At 68.4% G+C, this 24,203-nt stretch carries 32 protein-coding genes; 17 read left to right on the forward strand and 15 right to left on the reverse strand.

The annotated features are described in order from the left end of the window. Positions 1-99: 99 nt before the first annotated feature. The 10 genes from FKR81_RS07915 (at position 100) to FKR81_RS07960 (ending at position 6,783) form a co-directional block, all read left to right on the forward strand. Positions 100-840, forward strand: coding sequence for a type III secretion system chaperone family protein (locus FKR81_RS07915; protein ID WP_146350263.1), 741 nt, complete (start codon positions 100-102; stop codon positions 838-840). A gap of 182 nt (positions 841-1,022) precedes the next feature. Next, the gene (locus FKR81_RS07920) at positions 1,023-1,202 is read left to right on the forward strand and encodes a peptidase (RefSeq protein ID WP_146350264.1); all 180 of its coding nucleotides are present in this window, start codon (positions 1,023-1,025) and stop codon (positions 1,200-1,202) included. 43 nt (positions 1,203-1,245) lie between these two features. Then, positions 1,246-2,019 (forward strand): SDR family NAD(P)-dependent oxidoreductase, encoded by a 774-nt coding sequence (locus FKR81_RS07925; RefSeq protein WP_146350265.1) that lies wholly within the window; start codon positions 1,246-1,248, stop codon positions 2,017-2,019. Positions 2,020-2,104: 85 nt separating this feature from the next. After that, positions 2,105-2,440, forward strand: a complete 336-nt coding sequence (locus FKR81_RS07930) for a hypothetical protein (RefSeq protein WP_186762829.1) — start codon at positions 2,105-2,107, stop codon at positions 2,438-2,440. Beyond that, positions 2,437-3,327, forward strand: a complete 891-nt coding sequence (locus FKR81_RS07935) for a WXG100 family type VII secretion target (protein WP_146350266.1) — start codon at positions 2,437-2,439, stop codon at positions 3,325-3,327. The genes FKR81_RS07930 and FKR81_RS07935 overlap by 4 nt, the downstream gene beginning before the upstream one ends. Beyond that, positions 3,324-3,767, forward strand: coding sequence for a hypothetical protein (locus FKR81_RS07940; protein ID WP_146350267.1), 444 nt, complete (start codon positions 3,324-3,326; stop codon positions 3,765-3,767). Before FKR81_RS07935 ends, FKR81_RS07940 begins: the two co-directional genes overlap by 4 nt. Positions 3,768-4,039: 272 nt before the next feature. Further along, positions 4,040-4,591 (forward strand): orotate phosphoribosyltransferase, encoded by a 552-nt coding sequence (pyrE, locus tag FKR81_RS07945; protein ID WP_146350417.1) that lies wholly within the window; start codon positions 4,040-4,042, stop codon positions 4,589-4,591. Positions 4,592-4,648: 57 nt separating this feature from the next. Then, positions 4,649-5,017: a DUF2784 domain-containing protein gene (locus tag FKR81_RS07950; protein ID WP_146350268.1), complete on the forward strand. Its 369-nt coding sequence runs from the start codon at positions 4,649-4,651 to the stop codon at positions 5,015-5,017. Next, positions 4,989-5,657, forward strand: coding sequence for a TrmH family RNA methyltransferase (locus tag FKR81_RS07955; protein WP_235921382.1), 669 nt, complete (start codon positions 4,989-4,991; stop codon positions 5,655-5,657). The genes FKR81_RS07950 and FKR81_RS07955 overlap by 29 nt, the downstream gene beginning before the upstream one ends. A 25-nt stretch (positions 5,658-5,682) precedes the next feature. Next, positions 5,683-6,783, forward strand: coding sequence for a glycoside hydrolase family 76 protein (locus FKR81_RS07960; RefSeq protein ID WP_146350270.1), 1,101 nt, complete (start codon positions 5,683-5,685; stop codon positions 6,781-6,783). On the opposite strand, the gene FKR81_RS07965 is transcribed toward FKR81_RS07960, so the two are convergent. Both FKR81_RS07965 and FKR81_RS07970 read right to left on the reverse strand, forming a co-directional pair. After that, positions 6,765-7,496, reverse strand: a complete 732-nt coding sequence (locus FKR81_RS07965; RefSeq protein ID WP_146350271.1) for a sugar phosphate isomerase/epimerase family protein — start codon at positions 7,494-7,496, stop codon at positions 6,765-6,767. The genes FKR81_RS07960 and FKR81_RS07965 overlap by 19 nt on opposite strands. Beyond that, positions 7,490-8,464 (reverse strand): LacI family DNA-binding transcriptional regulator, encoded by a 975-nt coding sequence (locus tag FKR81_RS07970; RefSeq protein WP_146350272.1) that lies wholly within the window; start codon positions 8,462-8,464, stop codon positions 7,490-7,492. Before FKR81_RS07970 ends, FKR81_RS07965 begins: the two co-directional genes overlap by 7 nt. Positions 8,465-8,497: 33 nt before the next feature. Between FKR81_RS07970 and FKR81_RS07975 the strand changes: the two genes are divergently transcribed. Then, on the forward strand, positions 8,498-9,349 hold the full coding sequence (locus FKR81_RS07975) for a PfkB family carbohydrate kinase (protein WP_146350273.1): 852 nt from the start codon (positions 8,498-8,500) through the stop codon (positions 9,347-9,349). Beyond that, positions 9,313-9,948, forward strand: a complete 636-nt coding sequence (locus FKR81_RS07980; RefSeq protein ID WP_146350274.1) for a nucleoside/nucleotide kinase family protein — start codon at positions 9,313-9,315, stop codon at positions 9,946-9,948. The genes FKR81_RS07975 and FKR81_RS07980 overlap by 37 nt, the downstream gene beginning before the upstream one ends. Here FKR81_RS07980 and FKR81_RS07985 read toward each other — a convergent pair. The 4 genes from FKR81_RS07985 to FKR81_RS08000 all read right to left on the reverse strand — a co-directional run bounded on the left by FKR81_RS07985 (position 9,945) and on the right by FKR81_RS08000 (position 11,920). Next, the gene (locus FKR81_RS07985; RefSeq protein WP_146350275.1) at positions 9,945-10,415 is read right to left on the reverse strand and encodes a hypothetical protein; all 471 of its coding nucleotides are present in this window, start codon (positions 10,413-10,415) and stop codon (positions 9,945-9,947) included. The two genes, FKR81_RS07980 and FKR81_RS07985, sit on opposite strands and share 4 nt — an antisense overlap. Positions 10,416-10,473: 58 nt before the next feature. Next, on the reverse strand, positions 10,474-10,863 hold the full coding sequence (locus FKR81_RS07990) for a hypothetical protein (protein WP_146350276.1): 390 nt from the start codon (positions 10,861-10,863) through the stop codon (positions 10,474-10,476). Between the two features lie 89 nt (positions 10,864-10,952). Then, positions 10,953-11,591, reverse strand: coding sequence for a DedA family protein (locus tag FKR81_RS07995; RefSeq protein WP_235921383.1), 639 nt, complete (start codon positions 11,589-11,591; stop codon positions 10,953-10,955). Positions 11,592-11,638: 47 nt separating this feature from the next. Next, positions 11,639-11,920, reverse strand: coding sequence for a hypothetical protein (locus tag FKR81_RS08000; protein ID WP_146350277.1), 282 nt, complete (start codon positions 11,918-11,920; stop codon positions 11,639-11,641). Between the two features lie 73 nt (positions 11,921-11,993). Here FKR81_RS08000 and FKR81_RS08005 point away from each other — a divergent pair, with 73 nt between their 5' ends. The 3 genes from FKR81_RS08005 to FKR81_RS08015 are packed head-to-tail and all read left to right on the forward strand — an operon-like array spanning position 11,994 to position 14,393. Further along, positions 11,994-12,830, forward strand: a complete 837-nt coding sequence (locus FKR81_RS08005; protein WP_186762830.1) for a DUF5753 domain-containing protein — start codon at positions 11,994-11,996, stop codon at positions 12,828-12,830. An 8-nt stretch (positions 12,831-12,838) separates the two neighbouring features. Beyond that, a complete protein-coding gene (locus FKR81_RS08010) occupies positions 12,839-13,027 on the forward strand; it encodes a DUF397 domain-containing protein (RefSeq protein ID WP_146350279.1) in 189 nt (62 codons plus the stop codon). Then, complete coding sequence (locus FKR81_RS08015; protein WP_146350280.1) at positions 13,008-14,393, forward strand: FAD-binding oxidoreductase; 1,386 nt, start codon at positions 13,008-13,010, stop codon at positions 14,391-14,393. The genes FKR81_RS08010 and FKR81_RS08015 overlap by 20 nt, the downstream gene beginning before the upstream one ends. Here the strand turns inward: FKR81_RS08015 and FKR81_RS08020 are convergent. The 8 genes from FKR81_RS08020 to FKR81_RS08055 all read right to left on the reverse strand — a co-directional run bounded on the left by FKR81_RS08020 (position 14,380) and on the right by FKR81_RS08055 (position 21,060). After that, a complete protein-coding gene (locus tag FKR81_RS08020) occupies positions 14,380-15,525 on the reverse strand; it encodes a glycoside hydrolase family 18 protein (RefSeq protein ID WP_222598195.1) in 1,146 nt (381 codons plus the stop codon). The two genes, FKR81_RS08015 and FKR81_RS08020, sit on opposite strands and share 14 nt — an antisense overlap. Positions 15,526-15,595: 70 nt before the next feature. Next, positions 15,596-16,255 (reverse strand): DedA family protein, encoded by a 660-nt coding sequence (locus FKR81_RS08025; protein WP_235921384.1) that lies wholly within the window; start codon positions 16,253-16,255, stop codon positions 15,596-15,598. Between the two features lie 17 nt (positions 16,256-16,272). Continuing rightward, positions 16,273-16,464 carry a hypothetical protein gene (locus FKR81_RS08030; protein ID WP_146350282.1) on the reverse strand — a complete coding sequence of 64 codons (192 nt, stop codon included), beginning with the start codon at positions 16,462-16,464 and terminating at the stop codon, positions 16,273-16,275. A 7-nt stretch (positions 16,465-16,471) separates the two neighbouring features. Continuing rightward, positions 16,472-17,623, reverse strand: a complete 1,152-nt coding sequence (nagA, locus tag FKR81_RS08035) for an N-acetylglucosamine-6-phosphate deacetylase (RefSeq protein WP_146350283.1) — start codon at positions 17,621-17,623, stop codon at positions 16,472-16,474. Next, positions 17,620-18,534: an ROK family protein gene (locus FKR81_RS08040; RefSeq protein ID WP_235921385.1), complete on the reverse strand. Its 915-nt coding sequence runs from the start codon at positions 18,532-18,534 to the stop codon at positions 17,620-17,622. The genes nagA and FKR81_RS08040 overlap by 4 nt, the downstream gene beginning before the upstream one ends. Positions 18,535-18,637: 103 nt before the next feature. Continuing rightward, positions 18,638-19,204: a SigE family RNA polymerase sigma factor gene (locus tag FKR81_RS08045; RefSeq protein ID WP_146350284.1), complete on the reverse strand. Its 567-nt coding sequence runs from the start codon at positions 19,202-19,204 to the stop codon at positions 18,638-18,640. 42 nt (positions 19,205-19,246) lie between these two features. Continuing rightward, a complete protein-coding gene (locus FKR81_RS08050) occupies positions 19,247-20,101 on the reverse strand; it encodes an SDR family oxidoreductase (RefSeq protein ID WP_146350285.1) in 855 nt (284 codons plus the stop codon). 44 nt (positions 20,102-20,145) lie between these two features. Continuing rightward, positions 20,146-21,060: an aldo/keto reductase gene (locus tag FKR81_RS08055; RefSeq protein WP_146350286.1), complete on the reverse strand. Its 915-nt coding sequence runs from the start codon at positions 21,058-21,060 to the stop codon at positions 20,146-20,148. Positions 21,061-21,096: 36 nt separating this feature from the next. Here FKR81_RS08055 and FKR81_RS08060 point away from each other — a divergent pair, with 36 nt between their 5' ends. Together FKR81_RS08060 and fbaA are read left to right on the forward strand one after the other, a co-directional pair. Further along, complete coding sequence (locus tag FKR81_RS08060; RefSeq protein ID WP_146350287.1) at positions 21,097-21,885, forward strand: LLM class F420-dependent oxidoreductase; 789 nt, start codon at positions 21,097-21,099, stop codon at positions 21,883-21,885. A gap of 45 nt (positions 21,886-21,930) precedes the next feature. Then, positions 21,931-22,965: a class II fructose-bisphosphate aldolase gene (gene fbaA, locus FKR81_RS08065; protein WP_146350288.1), complete on the forward strand. Its 1,035-nt coding sequence runs from the start codon at positions 21,931-21,933 to the stop codon at positions 22,963-22,965. Positions 22,966-23,010: 45 nt separating this feature from the next. On the opposite strand, the gene FKR81_RS08070 is transcribed toward fbaA, so the two are convergent. After that, complete coding sequence (locus FKR81_RS08070) at positions 23,011-24,126, reverse strand: hypothetical protein (protein WP_146350289.1); 1,116 nt, start codon at positions 24,124-24,126, stop codon at positions 23,011-23,013. Positions 24,127-24,203 lie beyond the last annotated feature (77 nt).

Here is a 24,203-nt window from a genome sequence, read left to right on the forward strand (position 1 = left end):
ATACGCGACAGTCGGCTCGCGCCACCTCGGGTAACGACTTCGCGCACCACGCGGGAAAGTGATCTTCGTATTGAGGCCCGCAACCACTACCCTCCACGTGTGGGCATTCCGGCGTGGGTCTGGTTCACCGTCGCCGCCGTAGCTGGCGTCGCGGGTTTCGCGCTGCTCGCGACCGACCGTGCACAGCGCACCGCTCGCAATCGCGAGCGGCGCCGGTGGGCGGCGTTGCGCGGCTGGCAGTTCGAGGAAACGGACCACGTGCTGCCAACACGGTGGGAAGCGGGGGCGATCGCCTACTACGGCACCGGCCTCGCGCGGGACGTCGTCGCGGGCTCGACCTTCACCGCGGACGGCCGTCGTGGCGTGTACGTCCTGGACCACGAGACCGGCGGCAAGGTCAACTCCGTGCTGGTCGGCGTCCGCTGCCGGCGCGCTCTGCCCGTGGTCATCGAGCTGTGGCTGTCCACCGTGCCGTTCCAGCGCGAGAAGATGCCGGACCTGCTCGGGCCGGTCGGCTCGCGGTACGCGTTCGTCACGGACGTGCCCGCCGCGCGCAAGCTGATCACGCCCGACCTGATCGACGCGGCCGAGGAGATCGGCGGCGACGTGACCGTGGTCTGGTTCGAGGGCGACTGGGTCCTCGCCGCCGCGGCACCCAACTCCAGTCCGGCCAGGATCGAACGCCTGCTGCGCGACCTGGGTGAGCTCGCCGACGTCGTCGACCCGTTCGACGCGGAGGCCGAGCCCGAGGTGGCCGTCGACGTGGACGTGGACGTCGAGCCGGACAACGAGCCCGGCGGGGAGATCTACCGTCCCTCGTTCGGCCGCAAGCAGAGTTGAGTTCTAACCTCACCCGGTCGAATGTGACCTGGATCACAGTTAACCCTGTGTAAAAGATTAGCTTCCAAAACAGATAGTCCGTGCGGATGCCCCTTGCCCGGGATGTCGCCCCGCCGGGTGACGCCTCAGGCGTAGTACTCGCACGCCGTCGTGAGTCCTACTGACCCGTTGGAGGAACCACGATGTACGGAGCAAAAGTCATCACCGTCCCGGCCGCAGCCGGGACCGGATCCGTTGTGGTCCTGGCGAACACCGGTGCGTCTGTCGGCTGGATGCTCTTCGGTGGCGCCGCACTGCTCATCTCCGGTCTGATGCTGCGCGTCGCGGTTCTTCGCCGTCCGGCGAAGCAGATCCGGAGATGACCGCACGCTTCGAACCCGGCGGTCTCTCCATTAGCGTCAGGGCATGCCTACTGCGCTGGTAACCGGAGCGACCGTCGGGATCGGAGCGGCATTCGCGAGGCGGCTTGCCGCCGAGGGGAACGACCTGGTGCTGGTCGCCCGCACGGCGTCGAGCCTCGAGGACCTCGCCGCCCAGCTCCGCGAACGGCACGGCGTGCACGTCGACGTGCTGCCCGCCGACCTGTCCGACGCGACCGACCGGGCCAAGGTCGAGGCCAGGCTCGCCGAGTCGCCCGTCGACCTCCTCGTGAACAACGCCGGCTTCGCGAACTCGGGCGAGTTCTTCGCGGCCGACGTGGAGAAGCTCCAGGCCCAGCTCGACGTCAACGTCGCGACCGTCCTGCGGCTGTGCCGCGCCGCGATCCCCGGCATGGTCGAGCGCCGCCGCGGTGACGTGATCAACGTGTCCAGCGTCGCGTCGTTCCTGCCGGGCCGCGGCACCAGCTACAGCGCGGACAAGGCGTGGGTGACGTCGTTCTCCGAGGGCATGTCGCTCGCCGTCGGCGACTCCGGTGTGCGGATCATGGCGCTCTGCCCCGGCTTCGTGCGCACCGAGTTCCACAAGCGCGCGAACATCGACATGTCGTCGACCCCGTCCTGGCTGTACGTCGACGCCGACCGGCTCGTGCACCAGGCGCTGCTCGACCTGCGCAAGGGCAAGGTCCTGTCGATCCCCGGCTTCCAGTACAAGGCGATCGTGACCATCACGAAGGTCCTGCCGCGGGCGCTCGTACGCCGAATGGCCTCACGCTTCGCCGGTGGTCGCGGCCGTACCTGATAAACGGACATTATTGGGCCAAATGCGAAGGAACCACACATAGAGGTCAGGCGTCTGAGGGCCCATGGACGAAGCTTTCAGAGTCGTGCCTGATGAGCTGCGCGGGTACAGCGGGCTGCTCGAACGTCAGGCTGAGCACTTCCTGACGATCCGCGAGCACGCGATCGTCAAGGGTGGGGACACGTCCGGGTTCACCGGGCTGCTGTCGCTGCTCGACCCCGTCGTGATCGGGGTGGCGCAGCTCTACGGCGAGACCCTGGAGGCCGCCAACAAGAAGATGACCCAGGACGCCGAAACGCTGGTGAAGTCGGCCAACGCCTACGAGAAGGCGGACGAGATCGGCGTCTGCCTGATCGACACCGCCGGCGGCAAGATGGAGGCCCCGTCCTGGCTGGAGCGCTTCCTGGGGGTGGGCCAGTGACTGGCGGAGTCTGCAACGGCTATCAGGACCTCGAGGATCCGAACGTCGCGCTGCGCGCGCCCGCCGAGGACCGGCCGGGACGGCAGACCGTCAAGGAGCTGATCGAGGCCGCCGGATGGAAGATCCAGGGCGTCAACTGGATCTACCAGGAGGTCACCGGCGACGACCTCATCCGCGATCTGATCATGCCGCTCACCGGCGACTTCGAGAAGATCGACGCCAACGCGGCCGCGTGGGACCGCATCGCCAAGTCGCTGGACGCCGTGCGGCACAACGTGAACAACGGCATCGAGGAGCTCTCGCCGCACTGGGACGGCGGCGCGGCGCAGAGCTTCGAGAACCGGATGCGCCGCACGTGGACGACGGCGATCGAGTGGGACTCGCAGGTCGCGAAGTTCATCGGCGACCGGTTCAAGAACATGGCGAGCACCTGCCGGTCGGCCGCGAAGCTCGCGCTGGGCCTGCTCGACAAGGTCTGCGACAAGCTGATGAAGGCCGCGATGACCGCGTGGATCCCCATCGTCGGCTGGGGCCGCGCGGTGTGGATGGTCTACGACGTGGTCAACATCGTCGACCAGATCCGCAAGATCATCCAGTCGATCCAGACGCTCATCGAGGGCGTCAAGGGCATGATCAACGGCATCAAGATGATGGGCACCGCGCTGGCCCGGATCCCCGACGTGCGGGACGCCAACGACTTCTTCGACGTGGTCGACGCGTTCCAGGACGGCAGGGAGAAGTTCAGCGACGGCACGTCCGCGGTCGGCAGCGGTGCCTGGGGCATCGCCAAGAACGGCTACAAGGCGCGCAGCAAGTTCAAGGACGCGGAGAAGGAACCGCGCTGGGCGGACAGTCCCTCTTCTTCGAGTTCGGGCGGTGGGGAATGACGTTCCCGTACGACAGTGCGCGTCAGCAGTTGCAGTCGTGGCAGGAAGATCTCGACGCCAAGGGCGCGCAGCTGGAGAAGGTCGCTCTCGAAGCGTCCAAGGTGCAGACCCGCGGCGCCGACCTGTCTCCTTCGGACGTGGCGGAGATCGAGAAGTACGCGCGTTCGTCCGCCGCGCCGAACGCGCTGAAAGACCTGCAGCGCAAGGTGGACTCGGGCGAGATGTCCTGGCGGGACATCGCGTCCGGCAAGGCCGTCAACGATCCCGAGGTGCAACGGGCGATGCGCGGCAGCATGCCGTCGCTGAAGCGCGCGTACACGGCGATCAAGGAGGGCCAGAACCTCGACGAGATCGTCGCGGCCGGCCAGTCGCGCACCCGGCGGTCGCGCGGCGACTTCGACGACGACGCGCCGAGCGACTTCACCGAGGACGCCTTCTAGGCCTCTGGTCCGTGGCTGGACTTTTCCTCCAATTTCGGCCTCTCGCTGCGTGAGGGGCCGGAATTGTCGGTGCTCGCTGGGAGAATGGAATCAGGGTGCCCCTGGGCGGGGACCCTTGCGTGAGCACGGCTTGCGGCGCGGGCTGGTGGGCGCGTACGGCGGCGGACAACGAGGGCGCGGAAGTCCCAGCGGGCGATAAGGGTCACGTCGCACGAGGCGATGCGGGCGCCAGATGCTTTCGTGTGCGAAGCTCACGACCTGTGCGTACTGAAGTGGTCTTGGATGCGGGCGCGAAGGCCGAACTGGCCCGCCTGGTGAGCGAGTTGGCCGTCGTGCACGGCAAGGTGACCCTGTCTTCCGGCAAAGAGGCGGACTACTACATCGACCTGCGTCGGGCGACGCTGCACCACGCGGCCGCGCCCCTGATCGGCAGGTTGCTCCGCCAGCTCACGACCGACTGGGACTTCGTCGCCGTCGGCGGTCTCACGCTCGGCGCCGACCCGGTGGCCTACGCGATGATGCACGCCGCCGCCTCGGCAGGCGACGTGCTGGACGCGTTCGTCGTCCGCAAGTCGGCCAAGGCGCACGGCATGCAGCGCCAGATCGAGGGCATCGACGTGGCGGGCCAGCGCGTGCTCGCCGTCGAGGACACCTCGACGACCGGCAGCTCGGTGCTGACGGCCGTGTCGGCGCTGCGCGAGGCGGGCGCCAACGTGGTGGGCGTCGCGACCGTCGTCGACCGCAACACCGGTGCCCGCGAGGCGATCGAGGCCGAGGGCCTGCCCTACCGCTACCTGCTCGATCTCGCCGATCTGGGTCTCTGAGGTTTCTCGAGAGCACTTCCAGGCCATCCGCTCTACCCTGGAGAAGGGGTGGTGCGGATGGCCCGAGTGCTCGCCGAGCTGGTCATGGCTCTGCACTTCGCGTTGCTGGCATTCCTCGTGCTGGGCGGCTTCTTCGCCTGGCGGTGGCGGGGCGTGATCTACCCGCATCTCGCGATCGGCGCGTGGGCGATCCTCAGCCTGTTGGTCGACGTCACCTGTCCGCTCACCGTGTGGGAGAACTTCTTCCGCGCTCGCGCCGGTATGCCGGTGCTGGAGACCGGGTTCATCGACCACTACATCGACGGTGTCTGGTACCCGGAGAGCGCGTCGGTGACCGTCCAGCTCGTGCTCGGCACGATCGTGATCATCTCGTGGGTCGGCTTCTATGCTGGCGCCCGTGCTGCTCGAAGGCTTTCACGCTGTTAAGCACGCGCTCCGCTTCGGCGGCGACGTGCGGCCCCTGCTCACCACGAGCCTGCCGGGCCTGCTGAAGCTCGCCGAGTCGCACGCACCCGATCTGCTCGACGAGCTCACCACGAGAGCCACCGAGGTCGACGAGGTCGAGTTCAAGAAAACCGTCGGCCGCACCCACCCCACCGGAGTGGCGGGCTTCGCCGAACGCCCGGACCTGCCGTTCGACCGCAACGCCCCGATCGTCCTGCTGGACAACCCGCGCAACCTGGGCAACTTCGGCGCGGCGATCCGCGTGGCCGCGGGGCTGGACGCGGGAGGCGTGCTGTCGATCGGCGACGTGGACCCGTGGCACCCCAACGTCCTGCGCGGCTCGGCCGGTCTGCACTTCGCGCTCCCGGTGGCCAGGACCGAGAGCCTCGACCTCAACCGAGAGCTGATCGCGTTCGACGCGGACGGCGAACTGCTGAAGGGCACGATCCCGGACGACGCGGTGCTCGCGTTCGGCAGCGAGCGCCACGGGCTGTCCGAACGAGTGAGGCACAGGGCCGACCGGATCGTCAGCCTTCCCATGCGGGACAAGGTTTCCAGCTACAACCTGACGACGTCGGTCGCGATGGCGCTGTACCACTGGGTGATTCACCGGGCGTCTTGACCGTTCAAGCGACGACGATGACCCGGTGGTGATCGCGAAACTGCTTGCGGCGCGAGCCGGCGTTGCGGAGCGGGCGGTGCAGTCGAGGCACCTGCGCCGCGTGTGGGGGATGCCGGGCACGTTGCTCGGCACCGGTGCGTGGCCGCCGAACTGGCGGGACCGGACGCACGTGCGGTTCAACTACTGGTGGCAGGCGCACCTGCTGGACTGCATGGTCGACGCCTACCTCCGCAAGCCGACCGGGGCGCGCAAGGACGTGGTCCAGCGGCTCGTGCGCGGCATCCGGGTGCGGAACCTCACGAGCTGGACCAACGACTTCTACGACGACGTCGCATGGCTCGGGCTGGCGCTGCTGCGCGCCGCCAAGGAGGTCGACGTCGTCAGGCCCAAGGCGATCGACGCGATCGCGCGGCGTCTCCGCGACGGCTGGACCGACCACGCGGGCGGCGGGATCTGGTGGAGGCGCAACGACGACTTCAAGAACGTCCCCGCCAACGGGCCCGCCGCGATCTTCCTCGCCAGGCTCGCCAACGCGGGCGGTGAACGCAGCGATCTCACCAGAGCGCGGTCCACTGTGGACTGGATCGAGGAGCACCTCGTCGATCCGGGAACTGGGCTCGCGTGGGACGGGCTGCACGTGCACCCGAGCGGCGAGATCAGGGAGATCGAGAAGAACGTTTACACGTACTGCCAAGGGGTTCTGCTCGGCGCCTGCGTGGAGATCGGCCGGTCCGGACAGCCGGAGGTGTGGCTCGACCGGGCCGCGCGCGTGGTCACCGGGGTGCACGACCACCTGGCGACCAACGGCGTGGTCAAGGGTGCCGGCGGCGGCGACGGCGGGCTGTTCGCCGGGATCCTCGTGCGCTACCTGGCACAAGCGGCGCTCGTGATCCCCGAGCTCGATCCGCAACGGGGTGAGGTCGGCAGTCTTGCCGCCGAACTCGTGTACCAGTCAGCGGAAGCCGCGTGGCTCAACAGGTCCATGGCCGTCAGCGGGCCGTTGTTCGGGCCGGACTGGGCGCAGCCGACCGTGGATCGGGACGCGCGCGATCTGTCCGTACAGCTCGGTGGCTGGATGTGCCTCGAAGCAGCGGCGCTGCTCGAACGTCACGACGTGCGGATGTAGCTCAGCAGCGCCTTGGCGTCCTGGCGGAACAGGTCCGGGTCGTCGTTGACGACGAACTCCAGCAGCGCGTTGCGGTCGATGCCGTCGCGCGCGAGCTCGGTGAGCACCGGGCGCCACATGTCCTTGCGCGCGGCCAGCGGCAGGCGGTCCTTGCCGCCACCGGGGCCCCACGAGAACACGTGCGCCGTCACGGGTTCCAGCGTGCGCACCTCGTGCACCGCGGAGAACACGTCCTGCCCACCGCGCGGCTGCCAGTACGGCACGACGCCCGGAACCTCTTCGAGCAGCTGCACGGTCGAGTCGAGCGTGTCGGTCAGCGTGTTGCGGTGGTACTCCAGCGCGATCTTCGTGCCCATCGCGTCGGCGTGCTCGACGGCGTGCTGCAACGCCTCGATCACCGGCCCGCGCTCGGCGTCCTCGGAACCCGAGGTGCCCGCCCACACGCGGACGAGCGGCGCGTCCAGCTCGGCCGCGGTCTCCAGAATCGCCGGTAACTCGGCCCGGTCGGTGACACCGGCGCGGTAGTACGAGCCGTACGCGGCGACCTTCAGCCCGGTGTCCAGCGCCCTGCGCGCGGCCGCGAAGTCGCCCGGCGGCACGTGCACGTCCGCACCCCACTCGACGGCCTGCAACCCGCACTCCGCGGCCAGCTCGCCGATCTCCTCGACCGACAGCTGGCGGAAGGTCACCGAGACCAGGCCCGTGATCAGCATCCGCAGGACTGGCGGTGCATCAACGACGGCGAGAGCCGGATCGTCTCCGGCGGCCGGTCGGGGTCGGCGATGCGGGACAGCAGCAGTCGCACGGCGGTGCGGCCGATCTCCTCGACGGGCTGCGCCAGCGTCGTCAGCGGCGGGTCGATCAGCGTCGCCCACTCCACCTCGTCGTACGCGACGACCGCGAGGTCGTGGCCGAGTTTCAGGCCGCGCGCCCGCGCCTCGTGCAGCATGCCGACCGTCACGAGGTGATCAGCGGCGACGACTGCGGTCGCGGGTTCTTCGAGGTCGAGCAGAGGCGCCAGCCAGCCGTTGCTGGACACCAGCGCCTCGTCCCACTTGAGTCCGGCGCGGCCGAGTCCGAGCCGGTAGCCGAGGATGCGCTCCTCGGTCGTCGCGACACCGGCCTTGCCGCAGACGATGCCGATCCGCCGGTGGCCCAGCTCGGCGAGGTGTCTGACGAGCGACGACGTCGCCTGCACGTTCTCCGGGCCGACCTGGTCGATGTCCTTCGCGACGGTGAGTCGGTCGACCAGCACGGTCGGGATGCCGAGCCGCTTCAGCTCCGGCAGCACCACGCCGCTGGCGCCCGCGGACGGGGTGAGCAGCAGCCCGTCGACGCGGCGGCCTCTGAGCTTGCGGACGGCCGCCTGCTCGGACTCCGGTGTGTCACGGGTGTCCATGAGCACGAGCGTGTACCCGTTGAGGGTCGCCTCGCTCTCGATGGCCGCGATCAGCTCGGCGAAGTACGGGTGCGACACGAGTGAAACGGCGAGCCCCAACGACTTGGTGCCGCCCATGACCAGCGATCTCGCGATGGCGTCGCCCGTGTACCCGGTCTCGTCGATCGCCTTCTGGACCCGGTCGCGCGTGTCCAGCGCGACCGATCTGGTCTCGTTGATCACGTGTGACACCGTGGTGATGGAGACCCCCGCGAGAGCCGCGACATCCCGCATGGTGACCATGCGCGGGACCTTACCCGTTTGGAGGATCGCCAGATGGCTGCCGTGCTGTGTGTCGGGCTGGCAACTCTGGACGTCGTCCAGACGGTCGCGGACTTCCCCGCTCCCGGCCGGAAGGTGCAGTCGTCGTCGGTGTCCTACGCGCCCGGCGGACCGGCCGCCAACGCGGCGCGCACCGTGGCGGCCCTCGGCGGGTCGGCGACGCTGCTGACCGCGCTCGGCGACGACCCGCTCGCGGGGGCGGTCGTGTCGGCACTCGCACCCGTCGACGTGCGTGCTGTGACGGGTATCACCCCGGTGAGCATGGTGGTCGTGCGGGAGTCGGACGGCGAGCGCGTCGTCGTGTCCCACAACGCCGGTTCCCATGAGGCGCATGTGGACGATTCGGACGCTCTGGTGGCGCGCGCGGACGTCGTGCTGGTCGACGGCCACCACCCTGCGCTGGCGCTTTCCGCTGCTTTGTCCGCAAAACGGTGCGGTCTGACTGTGGTGTTGGACGCCGGGAGCTGGAAACCTGTCCTCGATCACCTGTTGCCGCTGGTGGACGTGGCTGCCTGCTCGTCGAACTTCGAACGTTCGGAGGACGAGCTGCACGCCCGCGGCGTGCCGCTGGTGATCAGGACCCACGGCTCCGCCCCGGTCACCTGGTCGCGTTCCGGCGTGACGGGTGCCGTGCCGGTCCCGTCGGTCGACGTGAAGGACACGAACGGCGCAGGCGACGTCTGGCACGGCGCCTACGCGCTCGAACTGGCCCGCGGAACGGACCCGGTCGCGGCGATCGGGCCTGCGTCCGCTGCCGCGGCGGTTCGGGTCGGCAGTGCGGTCGGGGACTGGGTTAGGGAGCTGGCACGGTGGCAGGACAGCAGGTCAGGTTCGACGAGCTGCTAGGCCGGGCACGCGCATTGGCGGTGTCCGGTGAACGCAAGATCCTCGGCATCGGCGGAGCCCCCGGCTCCGGCAAGTCCACACTCGCGCGCCGTCTCGTCGAGGCGCTCGACGGCTCGGCGGTGCTCGTCGAGATGGACGGCTTCCACCTCGCGCAGCGCGAGCTGGAGCGGTTGAGGCTGGTGGAGCGCAAGGGCGCGCCCGACACGTTCGACATCCCCGGCTACGTCGACCTGCTCGCCAGGTTGAAGGCCGCAGGCCCCGACCTGATCTACGCGCCGGAGTTCCGCCGCGAGATCGAGGAACCCATCGCGGGTGCGGTACCCGTGCCGCCGGAGATCCCGCTCGTCGTGACCGAGGGCAACTACCTGCTGCTCAACTACGACAAGTGGAAGCGCGTCCGGATGATCCTGGACGAGGCGTGGTTCCTGTTCATCGACGAGGACGTGCGGGTGCAGCGGCTGATCGACCGGCACCTGCGGTACGGGCGGACGCTGTCCGAGGCCGAGGAGCGGGTGCTGCACGGCACCGACCACGTGAACGCGCTGATGGTCAACTCGTCGAAGGGCTCGGCGGACCTGCTGATCACCGAGGTGCTCTAGGAGTACCGAAAAGACACGTACTTGGTGATGTCGCCCCAGGTGATCGTCACCTGGTTCTGCCCTTTTTTCGTGTGGTGCATCGTGAACAACAGAGCGGGCCACGCGGTGTCGGGCTCGACCTGAACGGTGCTGTCGCACGTGTTCACGAACGCGTCGCCCGTGCACTGCCAGCCCTCGCCCCCGACCACGATGTCGCCCTGGCCGTCGGGGTACTCGCTCTTGAACGTGACGTGGGCCTTGTCCTGCCGTGCGGAGGTCGTGTTGCCGAGCTTCAGCCGGAACGCGATGGGCTGCTCGTCGTAGACGAACCCCATGTGCGTGTCGTCGGACCACAACCGCCGCGCGTCCGGCACGTCGGTGTCGAGCGAGAACTTCTCCACGGGGTTCTTCGGGGTGGCCGCGGGCGCGCTGCCACACGCGGTGAGCAGTAAGGCGAGCATCGCTGCCAGTGGCGCCTGAGGACGCATGCCGGCCACCGTACGGCGTTCCGCGTTGGCTCCGTGTTGTGCCTGGGAGTGCGCCGGGTCAGGTGCTGGTGTCGTAGCGGAACATCACGGATCGCGTGAGGTCGCCCCACGTGATGGTGACCTCGGTCTGCCCGCCCTTGGTGTGGCTCATGGTGAACGGCAGCGCGGGCCAGATCCCGCCGGGCTCGACGAATCGCGTGCTCGTGCAGGTGATCTCGGTGTCGCCAGCGCACGTCCAGCCGTCACCGTCGACGTTCAGGTCGCCCTCGCCGTCGAGGTTCTCCACGGCGAACTTGATCTCGGTCCGCTCCTGCTGGACGTCGGTGTTGTTGCCGAGCGTCAGGATCATGTCGATGCTCTGCTGCCGGTAGACGAACCCGATGTGCTCGTCGTCGGTCTTCCACTCCCGCACGCCCTTGGCGGACGTCTCGAGCACGAACGGTTCCACGGGTTCCCTCGACTGAGGTGGCGCGGCAGCGGGCGTGCTCGTGCACGCCGCGACCAGAGCAGATGTGGCCAGTGCGACCAGTGCGACGACTAGACGTCCACCATGTCGTCGACCGGCTTGTGCATCTCCTGCCGGTAGCGCCAGATGCCCCACCCGGTACCTCCGACGAAGAACGCGACGCTGACGACGACCGCGGCCGTCTCCAGCCACGGGATGGACGTGAGCAACCCTGCCGCGTAGTACCCGGCGAGCACCAGTGTTGGCACCCAGGCGAGTGCACCGATCGTGGTGGCCGCGGTGAACCGCTTGACGTCCATGCGCGCCGCGCCGGCGATCATCGGGGCGAGCGTGCGCACCCACGGCAGCCAGCGCGCCAGCACGACGGCCCAGAAGCCGCGGCGGTCGAGGAAGTCGCGGGCCTTGTTCAGGTTCCGCCGGTTCAGCACCTTGCCGCCACGCCGCGCGAGCAGCCGCGTGCCGGTGTGCCTGCCGACGTAGTACCCGACCCAGTTGCCCACGACGGCGACGACCATGGCCGCGCCCGACAGACCCCACGCGCTGAGCTCGTTGCCGTGCTGCGCCAGCACGACCCCGGCCGCGAACAGCAGCGAGTCACCCGGCAGGAACAGGCCGAAGATGAATGCGCACTCGAAGAAGACGAAGCTCAGCACGATGAGCCACACGGCCACCGGGCCTGCGGTCTCGAGCGAGGCAAAAGCGTGCGCCACGGGTCGCAGCCTACGTCGAACTGCTGGCCCAGGTCGGCGACATGGACCTAACGAGCCGACGAATACTGGATTGAGCACACACAGTCACCACGTGAACCGCCCTCGTCGACTCGCCACACCATCACCACCCAGGTACCCCGTTGATCGTGGAGGTACTCGGCCGCGCAGGCCGTCGTGTACTCGACCTTCCACTCCTGGCCGACGTTGATGTACCAGCCGTGGTCGAACACCTCTTCCGAGTGAACGAGTTCATGGCCGCGCCTGTACTCGATGCGGTGCCGGTAGTCGTGAAGTGCCATTTCTCTGATGGTGCGGATGGCGACGATCAAGTGACGACGTCACTTTGTCGGTGTCACTTGTCATGCTGTGTGACTGGGCAGCTACAAAGGGGAGGCGGTCAGGGTGGGTGTGGACGACAGCCCTGCCTACTACCGGAAGGCGCTCGGACGGCAGCTTCGACGCTTGCGGCGAGCGGCCGGATATTCGGTGGAGGCGGCGCACCGGCAGTTGGAGCTGTCGGACACCACCTTGCATCGGATGGAACTGGGCAAAACCAAGGTCACCATCCACACCGCGAAGTCGATGCTCGATCTGTACGGGGTCGGAGCCGATGAGTGGGAACCCATCCTCGAGTTGGTTCGCATTGCCAACAGGAAAGGGTGGTGGGCGCGATTCGGTCTGACGAACAAGCATCACACCGCGCTCGAAACCGCTGCCTCAGTGATCTGGGCCTTCTGTTTCGGCTACCTCCACGGGCTCCTCCAGACCGAGGCCTACATGCGTGCGGTCTTCCACACGAGCATCTCGCCCCGCACCGAAAGCCAAGTCGCCAATCAGGTCGAGATCCGCAAGATCCGCCAGCGGCGGCTCGCCGACCCCGACGACTCGCTGGAACTGGTGGCTGTGATTGACGAGAGCGCACTGCGCAGACTTGTCGGCGGCCGCGATGTCATGCGTGCCCAGCTCCAGCACCTGCTCGACCAATCCGAAGCGTCCATTCAGGTGCTGCCCGCCGAGGTCGGCGCGCACCTCGGCTTCTTCGGATCCTTCTCCGTACTGGAGTTCCCCGACCCGGAGGAGCCTGCCATCGGCTACTACGAGCACATCACCGGTCCGACCTTCGTGAACCGCGCCGCCGACGTCGACACTTGTAAGCTCACCTTTGGGTATCTGAGGTCGATCGCATTGAGCATGGCGGACTCGCGGGTCCTGATCGAGCAGATCATGGCGGAGCTTTAGGAGGTCGTGTGAGCCGGTGGCGCAAGAGCAGCCGCAGTGGTGCGACCGACAACTCGGAGTGCGTGGAGATCGACTTCACGGGCCCGACCGCGGTACTCCGCGACTCCAAGAACCCAGCCGAGACGATCTTCTTCTCCGGCAGCAGCTTCCGCGCTTTCGTGGGGCTAGCGTGTCGGTATGGAGACGCTGCTCGCTGAACTTCGCGCTGCCGTAGGAGACACGGGCGTCCTGACGGACACCGACGTCACCGCGAGCTACCAGCGCGACATGATGCCGCTGGCCCCGCACGGCACCCCGCTCGCCGTCGTCTTCCCGACGAACACCGAGCAGGTCCAGGCGGTGGTCCGAGCATGCGCCAAAGCCAAGACACCGATCGTCCCCCGAGGCGCGGGCAGCGGCCTGAGCGGCGCCGCGAACGCCATCGACGGCTGCGTCGTCCTGGTCATGACGAAGATGAACGACATCATCGAGGTCGACGCGGACAACCGGCTGGCGGTCGTCGAACCGGGCGTGATCAACCTCGACCTGCGCGACGCGGTTGAGAAGCACGGGCTGTTCTACCCGCCGGACCCGTCGAGCTACGACTGGTGCACGATCGGCGGCAACCTCTCCACCAACGCGGGTGGCCTGTGCTGCGTGAAGTACGGCGTCACCACGGACTCCGTGCTGGGGATCGAGGTCGTGCTGGCCGACGGCGAGCTGCTGAAGACCGGGCGCCGCACCGTGAAGGGCGTCGCGGGGTACGACCTGACCAAGCTGTTCATCGGCAGCGAGGGCACCCTGGGCGTGATCACCAAGGCCACGCTCGCCCTGCGGCCGTTGCCGCAGGCGCCGAGCACTCTCGTCGCGGCTTTTCCGACGACCGCGCAGGCAGGTGCCGCGGTCAGCCGGATCATCAAGGAGGGCCTCGTGCCGTCCCTGATGGAGATCATGGACCGCAGCTCCATCGAGGCAGTCGAGCGCTACCTCAAGACCGAGCTGGGCGCGGGTCCCGGCTGCGCGGCGCTGCTGATCTGCCAGTCGGACGCGGGGGCCGAGGCGGCGCAGCGGGAGCTCAACAAGATCGACACCGTCTGCCACGACGCGGGTGCCGACCTGGTCTACGCGACGCACGACCTGAGCGAGGGGCGTGACCTGCTCACCGCGCGCCGGGCGGTGCTCACCGCGCTCGAGGTCTACGGCTCGTGGCTCACCGACGACGTGTGCGTGCCGCGCACCCGGATCGCCGAGCTGATCCAGGGCTGCGAGGACATCAGCCGGGAGGTCGGGCTGCGCATCGCCGTCGTCGGCCACGCGGGCGACGGCAACATGCACCCGACGATCGTCTACGACCCCACGAGCCCTGACGAGTTCGCCCGCGCGCGCAAGGCGTTCGACGACATCCTCGCCGTCGGGCTCGCGCTCGGCGGCACGGTCACCGGCGAGCACGGGGTCGGGAAGATCAAGCGGGACTGGCTGGCGCAGGAGATCGGGCCGATCGGTCTCCGGGTCCACCGCGACATCAAGCGCGCGCTGGACCCGGAGAACCTGTTCAACCCCGGCTCGATGTTCAGCGCGACATAGCCTTCAGCAACGAGTGCTGCGCGTCGTCGTGGCCGAGCTCCCACATGAACGTGCCGAGCAGGCCGCGTGACCGCGCGAAGTCCGCGCGGATGCCGATGGAGCGCGGGTTCTCATACGACACGAACTTGCGCTCCGCGGCGTTGTACAGCCACGGGGACTGCGCGACGGGGTGCCAGTACTCCTTCCACCCCGGAGTGGCGCGCAGCTGCTGCACCTCGACGTACCCGTCGACCCAGAACGCGCTCTCGTACGGCTGGTAGAGCCCGTGCTGCGGACCCTCCTGCTTGACCACGAAACCGCGTCCGTAGAACGGCACCCCGAGCACCATCTTGCGCGGCGACACCCCGTGCCGCTGGTAGAAGTCGACGGCGCGAACCACGTTGTTCCACTTGCGATCCGCGGCCGGCATCGGGTCCGACGACACCTCGCGGAACGGCGCGTTGAACGTCGACACGGGCGAGAACCCGGTGCCCATGTCGTAGGTCATCACGTTGATGAAGTCCAAAACCCGGGACAGCTCACCGAGCTCGAACGACTTGGCCGGGTCGTAAGGACCATCGGTCTGCAGACGCCCGGTCGGCAGCGCGGCCGTCACGAGACGCGAACCCAGAGCGCGCCGGAAGTCGCGCGCCAGCAACGTCATGTTGTGCCGGTCCTCGGGCCGGTCCTTGATCTCGACGGGACCGCCGTAGACCGGGAACTCCCAGTCGATGTCGATGCCGTCGAACGTCCCGTCGCGGAAGAACAGGTCCACACAGGACTGCACCAGCACCGTTCGGGACGCGGAAGTCAAAGCGGCGTCGGAGAAACCGCCCGCACCCCAGCCGCCCAGTGAGATCAGGGCCTTCAGGGAACGCTTGCGCTTCTTCAGGTCCCGGATGTCCGCGAAATCGCGAGCAGCCGTCGCCGCGGGCATCACGCACTTGCCGTTCTCGATCAACGAGAACGCGTAGAACAGGTGCGTGATGGGCGTGTCGGACGGGATCGCCGAGATGGGGTAGCTCTCGCTGTACCAGTTGCCGTAGTAGGCCCCGACGATCCGGCGGGGAGCGGCGTCGGCAACACCAACCGAGACGGAGAGCGCAGACAGTGCGGTCAACGCGACCGCCAAAGTCTTGCGGAACAACGACATCAGGGCCTCCAGCCAACTGGTTTAGACCAAACCTAAGGCTGGAGGCCCTGCTGCCACAAGGGTACGAAAGTCAGTCCTCGATGCGGGGCATGACCTGGGTGGCGCCGTTCAGCGCCTTCTTCTCACGGCGCGCCTTGAGGTACTCGAAGATGATCGGCACGATCGACAGGAACACGATGCCGATCAGGGTCAGCTCGAGGTTCTCGCGGATGATCGGGACCGAGCCGAGGAAGTAGCCGAGAACGGTCAGGCCACCGGCCCAGAAGATGCCGCCGATGAACGAGTACGTGAAGAACTTCTTCGCGTCCATCCGGCCGACACCGGCGACCAGGGTGATGAAGGTGCGCACGATCGGCACGAAGCGGGCCAGCACGATCGCGCGGGCCCCGTACTTCTCGAAGAACTCGTGCGTCTTGTCGACGTACTCCTGCTTGAAGATCTTCGAGTCCGGCCGGTTGAACAGCGCGGGGCCGACGCGGTGGCCGATCCAGTAGCCGACGACGTTGCCGAGCATCGCGCACGCGATCAGCACGATGCACGCCAGCCACAGCGGGGTCTTGATGGCGCCGGCCGCGATGAACAGGCCCGCCGTGAAGAGCAGTGAGTCGCCGGGGAGGAAGAACAGCAGCAGACCGCACTCCACGAACACGATCAGGCACACCCCGACGAGCGCCCACGTGTCGAGCAACGTGATGAGCTTTTCGGGATTCAGCAAGTCAGCGAACGTCACGGCCACAACGGTACAGGTCAGCTCAGCGTGATCACCGCAGCCACCGTGCCCGCGGCCAGACCCAGCAGCAACGCCAGCACCAGCACCCAGAGCACCGGCATGCGGTCAGTACGAGGTGCCGGAGCGGGCTGAACCGGCGTCATGCCCGCGTTGGTGCTGGTCGCCTGTCTGCGCAGCGCGTCGGTCAGCACCCGCTCCGAATCGTCCATCAGTCCTTCAGTCCTTGACCCACTCGCCCTTGCTCAGCACGTCCCTCGGCTTCAATTCTGCATCGAGCACCACTAGGTCCGCCGCGTAACCGGCGCGCAGCTGTCCGGTCTGCAGTCCGAGCAGCGTCGCGGGGCGGGTCGACGTCGCGTGCACGGCCTCCACGAGCGACAGCCCGCACGAGTTGATGGCATTGCGGAACGCCATGTCCATCGTCAGCGTGCTGCCCGCCAGCGCGGCGCCACCGGCCAGCGTCGGCACGCCGTCCACCACGCGTACCTCGAGTCCGCCCACGTCGTACACGCCGTCGCCGACGCCCGCTGCGGCGATGGCGTCCGTGACCAGCACCGTGCGGTCGATGCCCGCGTGCCGCGCGGCCAGCCGGACGGCGGTCGGGTGCAGGTGCACGAGGTCGCAGATGAGCTCGACGGTCACCCGCTCGTCGTCGAGCAGCGCGCCGATCGGGCCCGGCTCGCGGTGATGCAGCGGGCGCATGCCGTTGAACAGGTGCGTCGCGACCGACGCCCCCGCGTCGACAGCGGGCCTGACCTGCGCTTCCGTCGCGTCGGTGTGGCCGATGGCCGCGATCACGCCGTTGTCGACGAGCTGGTGCACGGCGGCGACCGCGCCCTCCAGCTCGGGCGCGAGAGTGATCATCCGGACGGTGCCCTTGCCCGCGTCGAGCAGCTTGGTCACCGAGTCCGCGTCCGGCGGGCACAGGATGGCCGGGTCGTGCGCGCCGCAGCGGGCGGGCGACATGAACGGGCCCTCGAGGTGGATGCCCGCGATGAGGCCGTCCTGCACGAACTCGGCCAGCGCGGACACCTGGTCGGCGAGCTCGGGGATCGGCCGGGACACGAGCGAGGCGATCTGCGTCGTCGTGCCGTGCCTGCGGTGCGCGGCGGCCGCCCTGCGGACCTTCTCCGGGTCGTCGCTGGTGAACGCGTGCCCGCCGCCGCCGTGGCAGTGGATGTCGACGAATCCGGGCACCACCAGGTTGCCCGACACGTCCGTCGTGGGTCCGTCGGGAGGCACCCCGTCGCCGACGGCCTGGATGCGGCCCTCGCGCACGCTGATCCAGCCCGACTCGAGCACCCCGTCCGGCGTGACCACCCGACCGCCGGTCAAGGTCACGTCCACGGGCCCGCCCCACGTGCTCATCTGTCCTCCAGCATGTCGATGGCCAGCAGGGCGGCACCGAGGCAGCCGGCCTCGTCACCGAGAGCCGCCAGCCGCAGCTCAGGTCGGCGCTGGAAGGCGATGAGACCGTCCAGCCTGTCGCGCAACGGCTCGATGAGCAGGTCGCCTGCCAGGGCGAGTCCGCCACCGAGCACCACCGCTTCCGGCCCGAGCAGGGTCGCCAGTACCAGGATGCCCCTGGCCAGCGCGTCCACCGCCTCGTGCCACACGGCCACCGCGTCCTGGTCGCCAAGACGCACCCGTTCGGCGACCTCCACCGCGCCGTTGACGGGTCTTCCGGTTCGGATGGAGTAGCGGCGCGCGATGGCGGCCGACGACGCGACCGTCTCCACGCACCCCGTCTGACCGCAACCGCACGGCTCGCCGTGACCGACGTCGACGTGCCCGATCTCGCCCGCGTACCCGCCGCCGCTGTAGAGCCGGCCGTCGAGCACCAGCGCACCGGCGATGCCCGTGCCGATCGGCAGGACCACCGCGTCCCGCAGACCCCTGGCCGCTCCCATCCGGAGCTCCGCGAGACCGCCTGCGCGAACGTCGTGCCCGAACGCGACGGGCAACCCGGTGCGCTGGGTCAGCTCGGCCGCGAACGGGAAGTCCTCCCAGCCGAGGTTGGCGGAGTAGACGCCGATGCCGTTGACCTCGTCGACGACGCCCGGCACGACCACTCCGACCGCGTCAACGGGGTGCTCGGACGATTGGCGCAGCTCGCCGACGAGCTCGGTGACCAGGTCGAGGATCGGGCCGACCGGTCTCGGCGTGCCTCTGCGGCTGTGCTTGACCGCCGTCACGCCCTCCGGCGTGCCGGTGACCAGCGCGGCTTTGGTGTCCGTCCCGCCGATGTCGACGGCGACCACGTGTCTGCTGGGTGCCACGAGGTCTGATCCTGAGGCATCAGCACGCCATTGGTCTATACCAAGTACCGGATTGGGCCCGCGCGTCCACGCCGTGGAAGCGCGGCCACGGACAAAACGGGTGTCAGCGACCCGCCATGATCTTCTGGAGTGCGTCCAGCGCGCGGCTCGCGGTGGACTTCACGGTGCCCTTCGAGATACCGGTCGCCTCGGCGATCTCGGCCTCCGACAGGTCGCCGTAATAGCGCAGCACGAGCACCTCTCGCTGGCGCGGAGGCAGCTGCTGGAGCGCCTTCACGACGGCCTGGTGCTCGGCCGTCAGCATCGCGAGACTCTCCGCCGAACGGGCGTTCGCGACGTGCGGCGGGGTGTAGTCACGTGCGGTCTTGCGGCGCCGGAGCACGCTGCGCGAGCCGTTCACCACGGCCGTGCGCAGGTAGCCGACAGCCGCCTGGGCGTCGCGCAGTCCCTTCCAGTTGCGGTACAGGCCGGTGAAAGCCTCCTGCACCACGTCCTCGGCCGTCGCCGGCTCGTCGACCAGCAGCAGCGCCAGGCGGATGAGCCGCATGCGGTGCTGCTTGTACAGGTCTTCGAGCGTCAACGGCCCCGTGGGAGGGGCTGCCACGCCATCTGCGATCCGCAGGTTGGTCAGCGTGTCCTGCACGCTGCTCGGAGTCTGGTCGCCAACCACAGAGAGGACCGTACCGTGTTTGCCTGGGCGCAGTCGCCAGGCTCACTGCTTTGCCGCAGCCTTTCCGCCCGGTCCTACCAGGCCGGACGTGTCCGTGTCGGCCATCGCCCTGTCCGCGGCGGGCACGGACTTCGCCGCCTGCCGGTCGATCAACGCGGGGAGCAGCGCGCGGAACAGCTTCACGACGCCGACCCAGCCGGGCGTGTGCACCGCCTTCGCGCGCCTCTCGATGCCGCGGACGACGTCCCGTCCGACGTCCTGCACCGGGTACTTCTTGCCCAGCGGACCGGGCATGGCCGTGCGCATCGGGCCGAACACCGGGTGCTCGTCGGCGCTGTTGACCATGTCCGTGGAGATCCACGAGAAGTAGGCGACGCCCACGTCGACGCCGAGGTGCTTGACCTCGGCGCGCAGGCTGTCCGCAAACGCTTCGCAGCCCGCCTTGGCCGCCGTGTAGTTCGCCATGCCCGGCGTGTGCGCGATGGCGGCCAGCGACGACACGACCAGCACGTACCCCTGCGAGTCGATGACGTGCGGCAGCGCCGCGCGGACGGTGCGCCAGACGCCGAGCAGGTTCACCTCGATGACCCGCTCGAACGCCTTCGGGTCCATGGACCGGACGAACCCCGTCGACGCGACGCCCGCGTTCGCCACGACCACGTCGATCGCGCCGAAGTGCTCCTTCGCCCCGCTGACGGCGCGCTCGAGGTCGTCCCAGCTCGTGACGTCGGCCTCCCACGCCTTGCCACCGGTCTGGGCCGCGACCTCGTCGAGCTGGTCCTTCTCGAGTCCGACGAGCGCGAGACGTGCCCCGCGCGCGGCCAGTTGCCTCGCCACCTCGGCGCCGATGCCCCTGGCCGCGCCGGTGATCAGTACCACCTTGCCCGTGACGTCCATGAGGTCACGGTAGCGCAACTTACTTTGAGTAAGCTACTGGCAAGTTAAATTACGTTCAGCCTGGTCGTGTCGATCTCCAGGTCGAGCACGGGCAGCAGGTCGGCCAGCTGCTCGACGGTCCGCGCGCTGGCGATCGGCGCCGCCACGGTCGGCTGGTTCGCGAGCCACGCCAGCGCCACGGCGGCGACCGTCGTGCTGTGCTGCTCGGCCAGCTCGTCGAGGATCTCCAGCGTCTTCAGCCCGTGCTCGTCGAGGTACTTCGACGCCGCCACCTTGCGCGCGCTCTCGACCTCGACGCCCGGCCGGTACTTGCCGGTCAGGAAGCCCTTCGCGAGCGACCAGTACGGCACCGCGGCGAGCCCGTTCTCCCGGACGACCCGCTCCAGGTCGCCCTCGTACTGCGCGCGGGACACCAGGTTGTACTCGGGCTGGAGCGCGACGAACTTCGCGAAGCCCTCGCGCTCGGAGATCTCCAGCGCCTCCTGAAGGCGTGCGGCGGAGTAGTTGGACGCCGCGATGTAGCGGACCTTGCCGTCCTTCACCAGCCGGTCGTAGGCCGCGAGCGACTCGACCAGCGGGGTCTCCGGGTCGTCGCGGTGCGCGTAGTACAGGTCGATGTGGTCGACGCCGAGCCGCTTCAGCGACGCCTCGGCGGCGGCCTCGATGGTGGTGGCCTTCTGGTCGTCGAAGCCCTTCAGCATGCCGACCTTGGTCGCGAGAACGACGTCGTCGCGGTCCTTGGTCGCCAGCCAGCGGCCGATGATCTCCTCGGACTCGCCGCCGGAGTTGCCCTCACCCCACTGCGAGTACACGTCCGCGGTGTCGATGAAGTTGCCGCCCCGCTCGTGGTACGCGTCGAGCACCGCGAACGACTGCTCGGAATCAGCGGTCCACCCGAAGACGTTGCCTCCGAGGCAGAGGCGGGACACGTCAAGATCAGTTGAACTCAATTTCGGCATACTACGAACCTACCGCTTTCAACGTGAGGGGTCGACATGTTCGGGTCGTTCGGTGTGTGGGGCTCGTGGCAACAGGGCTGGGGTGACGAGCCGGAGCGGGTCGCTGAGCTGGAGCGACTGGGCTACGGCACGTTCTGGCTCGGCGGCTCCCCTGGTGCGGACCTCGCCATCCCCGAGCGTCTGCTGAACGCCACCAAGAACATCACGATCGCCACCGGTGTCGTCAACGTCTGGGACTCGCCTGCCGCGGAAGTCAGCCGCTCGTTCCACAGGCTGGGAAGCGACCGGTTCGTGCTCGGCGTCGGCCCCGGCCACCGCCAGCTCGACCAGGCCTACGAGAAGCCGTACGCCAAGCTCGTGTCGTACCTCGACGAGCTGGACGTGCCGCGTGAGCAGGTGGTCCTCGCCGCGCTCGGCCCGAAGACGCTGAAGCTGGCCGCCGACCGCACGGCGGGCTCGCACCCGTACCTGGTGCCGGTCGCGCACACCGCGCACGCCCGTGCGGTGCTGGGCGACGGGGTGCTCGCGCCCGAGGTGACCGCCGTGGTCGAGGAGGACCCGGAGGCGGCGCGGGCGATCGCGCGGCAGATGCTCGGCTTCTACCTCACGCTGACCAACTACACGGGCAACCTGCTCCGGCACGGTTTCACGGCCGACGACTTCGCGAACGACGGTTCGGACCGCCTGGTGGACGCGCTGTTCGCGTGGGGATCGCCGGAACAGGTGGCCGCGAAGCTCCGTTCGCACCTCGACGCGGGCGCGAACCACGTCGCGATCCAGTCGCTGAACGGCCGCTATGCGGAGCTGGCCGAAGCCCTCTTCTAGGATTGCCGCGACCAGGCGTTCCGGGCACCTGAGGAGGAACCACCGATGCCCATCGCAACCCCCGAGGTCTACAACGAGATGCTGGACCGGGCCAAGGCGAACGAGTTCGCCTACCCCGCGATCAACGTCACCTCGTCGGAGACGCTCAACGCGGCACTGCGCGGGTTCGCCGAGGCCGAGAGCGACGGCATCATCCAGGTCTCGACCGGCGGTGCGGAGTTCGCCTCCGGCACCAAGGTCAAGGACATGGTGACCGGAGCTGTCGCCCTCGCCGAGTTCGCGCACGTGGTGGCGGAGAAGTACCCCGTCAACATCGCGCTGCACACGGACCACTGCCCGAAGGACAAGCTCGACGGCTACGTCCGCCCGCTGATCGCGATCAGCCAGGAGCGGGTCGACAAGGGCGGCAACCCGCTCTTCCAGTCGCACATGTGGGACGGCTCCGCTGTGCCGATGGACGAGAACCTCGCCATCGCCAGCGAACTGCTCGACCTGGCCGCCAAGGCGAAGATCGTCCTCGAGATCGAGGTCGGTGTCGTCGGCGGCGAAGAGGACGGCGTCGACAACGAGATCAACGACAAGCTCTACACGACGCCCGAGGACTACCTGAAGACCGTCGAGGTGCTGGGCGCAGGCGAGAAGGGCCGGTACCTGCTGGCCGCGACGTTCGGCAACGTGCACGGCGTCTACAAGCCGGGCAACGTCAAGCTCCGCCCGGAGATCCTCAAGCAGGGCCAGGACGTCGTGGCGGAGAAGCTGGGCCTCGCGGCCGGCTCCAAGCCGTTCGACCTGGTCTTCCACGGCGGCTCCGGCTCGCTGCTCGAGGAGATCCACGAGGCCGTCTCGTACGGCGTCATCAAGATGAACATCGACACGGACACGCAGTACGCGTTCACGCGCCCGATCGCGGCGCACATGTTCGCGAACTACGACGGCGTGCTGAAGGTGGACGGCGAGGTCGGCAACAAGAAGGCCTACGACCCGCGCAGCTACCTGAAGGCGGCCGAGCAGTCCATGGCCGCGCGCATCGCCCAGGCGTGCGAGCACCTGAAGTCGTCCGGCCGCATGATCGCCGGCTGACCGTTCTCGTGAAAAGGGCCCCCGGTTCGCCGGGGGCCCTTTTCGCTACACGAGGTGGAGTCTCGCCGCGACGGTCTTGACCTCCGGCCGGTGTATCAGGAGATCACCGACCGTCCACAGCACGGCCAGCAGCACGAACGTCGCCGCGGCCGAAGGGAAGTAGATGGGCGGGGCGAGCAGGTACTCCTGCTGCGTCCAGATGCCCACGTACCCGACGGTCGTGACCGCCGCCGAACCGAGCAGCGCCGCGACCGGCACCGACACCTTCAGCAGGTGCACCACGTCGATCACCAGCCCGACGAGCACCAGGAACAGCGGCACCGCCGAAGCGGGGAAGTCGATGCCCTGGAGGATCGGCCACACCAGGCAGCGGTACGCCACGTAGCCGCCCGCGACCGCGGTGGCCGCCCACGGCTTGTTGATCGTCCGCCGGGCGATGACGAGCACGAGCCCGGCCGCGACCAGGCCCCACAGCGGGTACACCCAGTCCGCGATCGGCAACGCGAACCGCGCCGTCGACTCGCGTCCGACCGCGATCCCGAGCTGGTCGGCCGCGAACTTGAGCAGGATCGGCTCCGCTTCCGGCGAGCCCGCGTCCCACGCCTGCAGCGCCCGCACGCCGTACTCCTGGTGCTGGTTGGGGAACCAGATGTTCTCCAGGAAGAAGAACCACAGCGCGACGAGCCCGAAGGTCCTCGCACGACCTTCGGGGAAGTACTTCAGCCACCCGCGGATCGCGCCGGCCAGCATGATCGCGGTGCCCAGGTACAGCAGGGCGTGCGATCCGCTCCACGACGTGATGTCGAGGCCGTTGATCCGGTGGTTGATGACGTCGATGGGCAGCGCGACCAGGAAGATCCCGCACCCCCACTGCATCAGCCGCAGCGAGGCGCGGTCCGCGCCGTAACCGGTGTAGGTGTGGAAGAGCGTGAGCGCGACCACGATGACGGAACCAGCGGTGTTGATCAGGTGTGGCGGCGCCAGATCGTCGCGCAACCACTTGAAGTGCCAGGCCACGTCCCATGACGAGCCGAGCATCTTCAACAGCAGACCGGCCAGCCAGAGCACGTACAGCTGCTCGACCAGCCGCCGCGGAGTCTCTCTCCCCGGCTCGCCCCGCTCCCAGTACTGGTCGCGGAACTGCCTAACCCCCTGGATCATTCGCCCATGATGAGCTGACCTCGCATGGTCAGGTAGTGCGAACCGCCCTGGTTTTACCCTGAAGTTTTCATATTGTG

The organism is Lentzea tibetensis (genome assembly GCF_007845675.1).
GTDB classification, from domain to species: domain Bacteria; phylum Actinomycetota; class Actinomycetes; order Mycobacteriales; family Pseudonocardiaceae; genus Lentzea; species Lentzea tibetensis.

Coding starts and splice junctions, on each gene's coding strand:
- FKR81_RS08070 (WP_146350289.1), bottom strand. CDS start 24,126: ATGATCCAGGGGGTTAGGCAGTTCCGCGACCAGTACTGGGAGCGGGGC.
- FKR81_RS07970 (WP_146350272.1), bottom strand. CDS start 8,464: ATGGTCACCATGCGGGATGTCGCGGCTCTCGCGGGGGTCTCCATCACC.
- FKR81_RS07975 (WP_146350273.1), top strand. CDS start 8,498: ATGGCTGCCGTGCTGTGTGTCGGGCTGGCAACTCTGGACGTCGTCCAG.
- FKR81_RS08050 (WP_146350285.1), bottom strand. CDS start 20,101: ATGGACGTCACGGGCAAGGTGGTACTGATCACCGGCGCGGCCAGGGGC.
- nagA (WP_146350283.1), bottom strand. CDS start 17,623: ATGAGCACGTGGGGCGGGCCCGTGGACGTGACCTTGACCGGCGGTCGG.
- FKR81_RS08055 (WP_146350286.1), bottom strand. CDS start 21,060: ATGCCGAAATTGAGTTCAACTGATCTTGACGTGTCCCGCCTCTGCCTC.
- FKR81_RS07985 (WP_146350275.1), bottom strand. CDS start 10,415: ATGCGTCCTCAGGCGCCACTGGCAGCGATGCTCGCCTTACTGCTCACC.
- FKR81_RS08060 (WP_146350287.1), top strand. CDS start 21,097: ATGTTCGGGTCGTTCGGTGTGTGGGGCTCGTGGCAACAGGGCTGGGGT.
- fbaA (WP_146350288.1), top strand. CDS start 21,931: ATGCCCATCGCAACCCCCGAGGTCTACAACGAGATGCTGGACCGGGCC.
- FKR81_RS07940 (WP_146350267.1), top strand. CDS start 3,324: ATGACGTTCCCGTACGACAGTGCGCGTCAGCAGTTGCAGTCGTGGCAG.
- FKR81_RS07965 (WP_146350271.1), bottom strand. CDS start 7,496: ATGCTGATCACGGGCCTGGTCTCGGTGACCTTCCGCCAGCTGTCGGTC.
- FKR81_RS08020 (WP_222598195.1), bottom strand. CDS start 15,525: ATGTCGTTGTTCCGCAAGACTTTGGCGGTCGCGTTGACCGCACTGTCT.
- FKR81_RS07925 (WP_146350265.1), top strand. CDS start 1,246: ATGCCTACTGCGCTGGTAACCGGAGCGACCGTCGGGATCGGAGCGGCA.
- FKR81_RS07920 (WP_146350264.1), top strand. CDS start 1,023: ATGTACGGAGCAAAAGTCATCACCGTCCCGGCCGCAGCCGGGACCGGA.
- FKR81_RS08015 (WP_146350280.1), top strand. CDS start 13,008: ATGGAGACGCTGCTCGCTGAACTTCGCGCTGCCGTAGGAGACACGGGC.
- FKR81_RS07950 (WP_146350268.1), top strand. CDS start 4,649: ATGGCCCGAGTGCTCGCCGAGCTGGTCATGGCTCTGCACTTCGCGTTG.
- FKR81_RS08030 (WP_146350282.1), bottom strand. CDS start 16,464: ATGGACGATTCGGAGCGGGTGCTGACCGACGCGCTGCGCAGACAGGCG.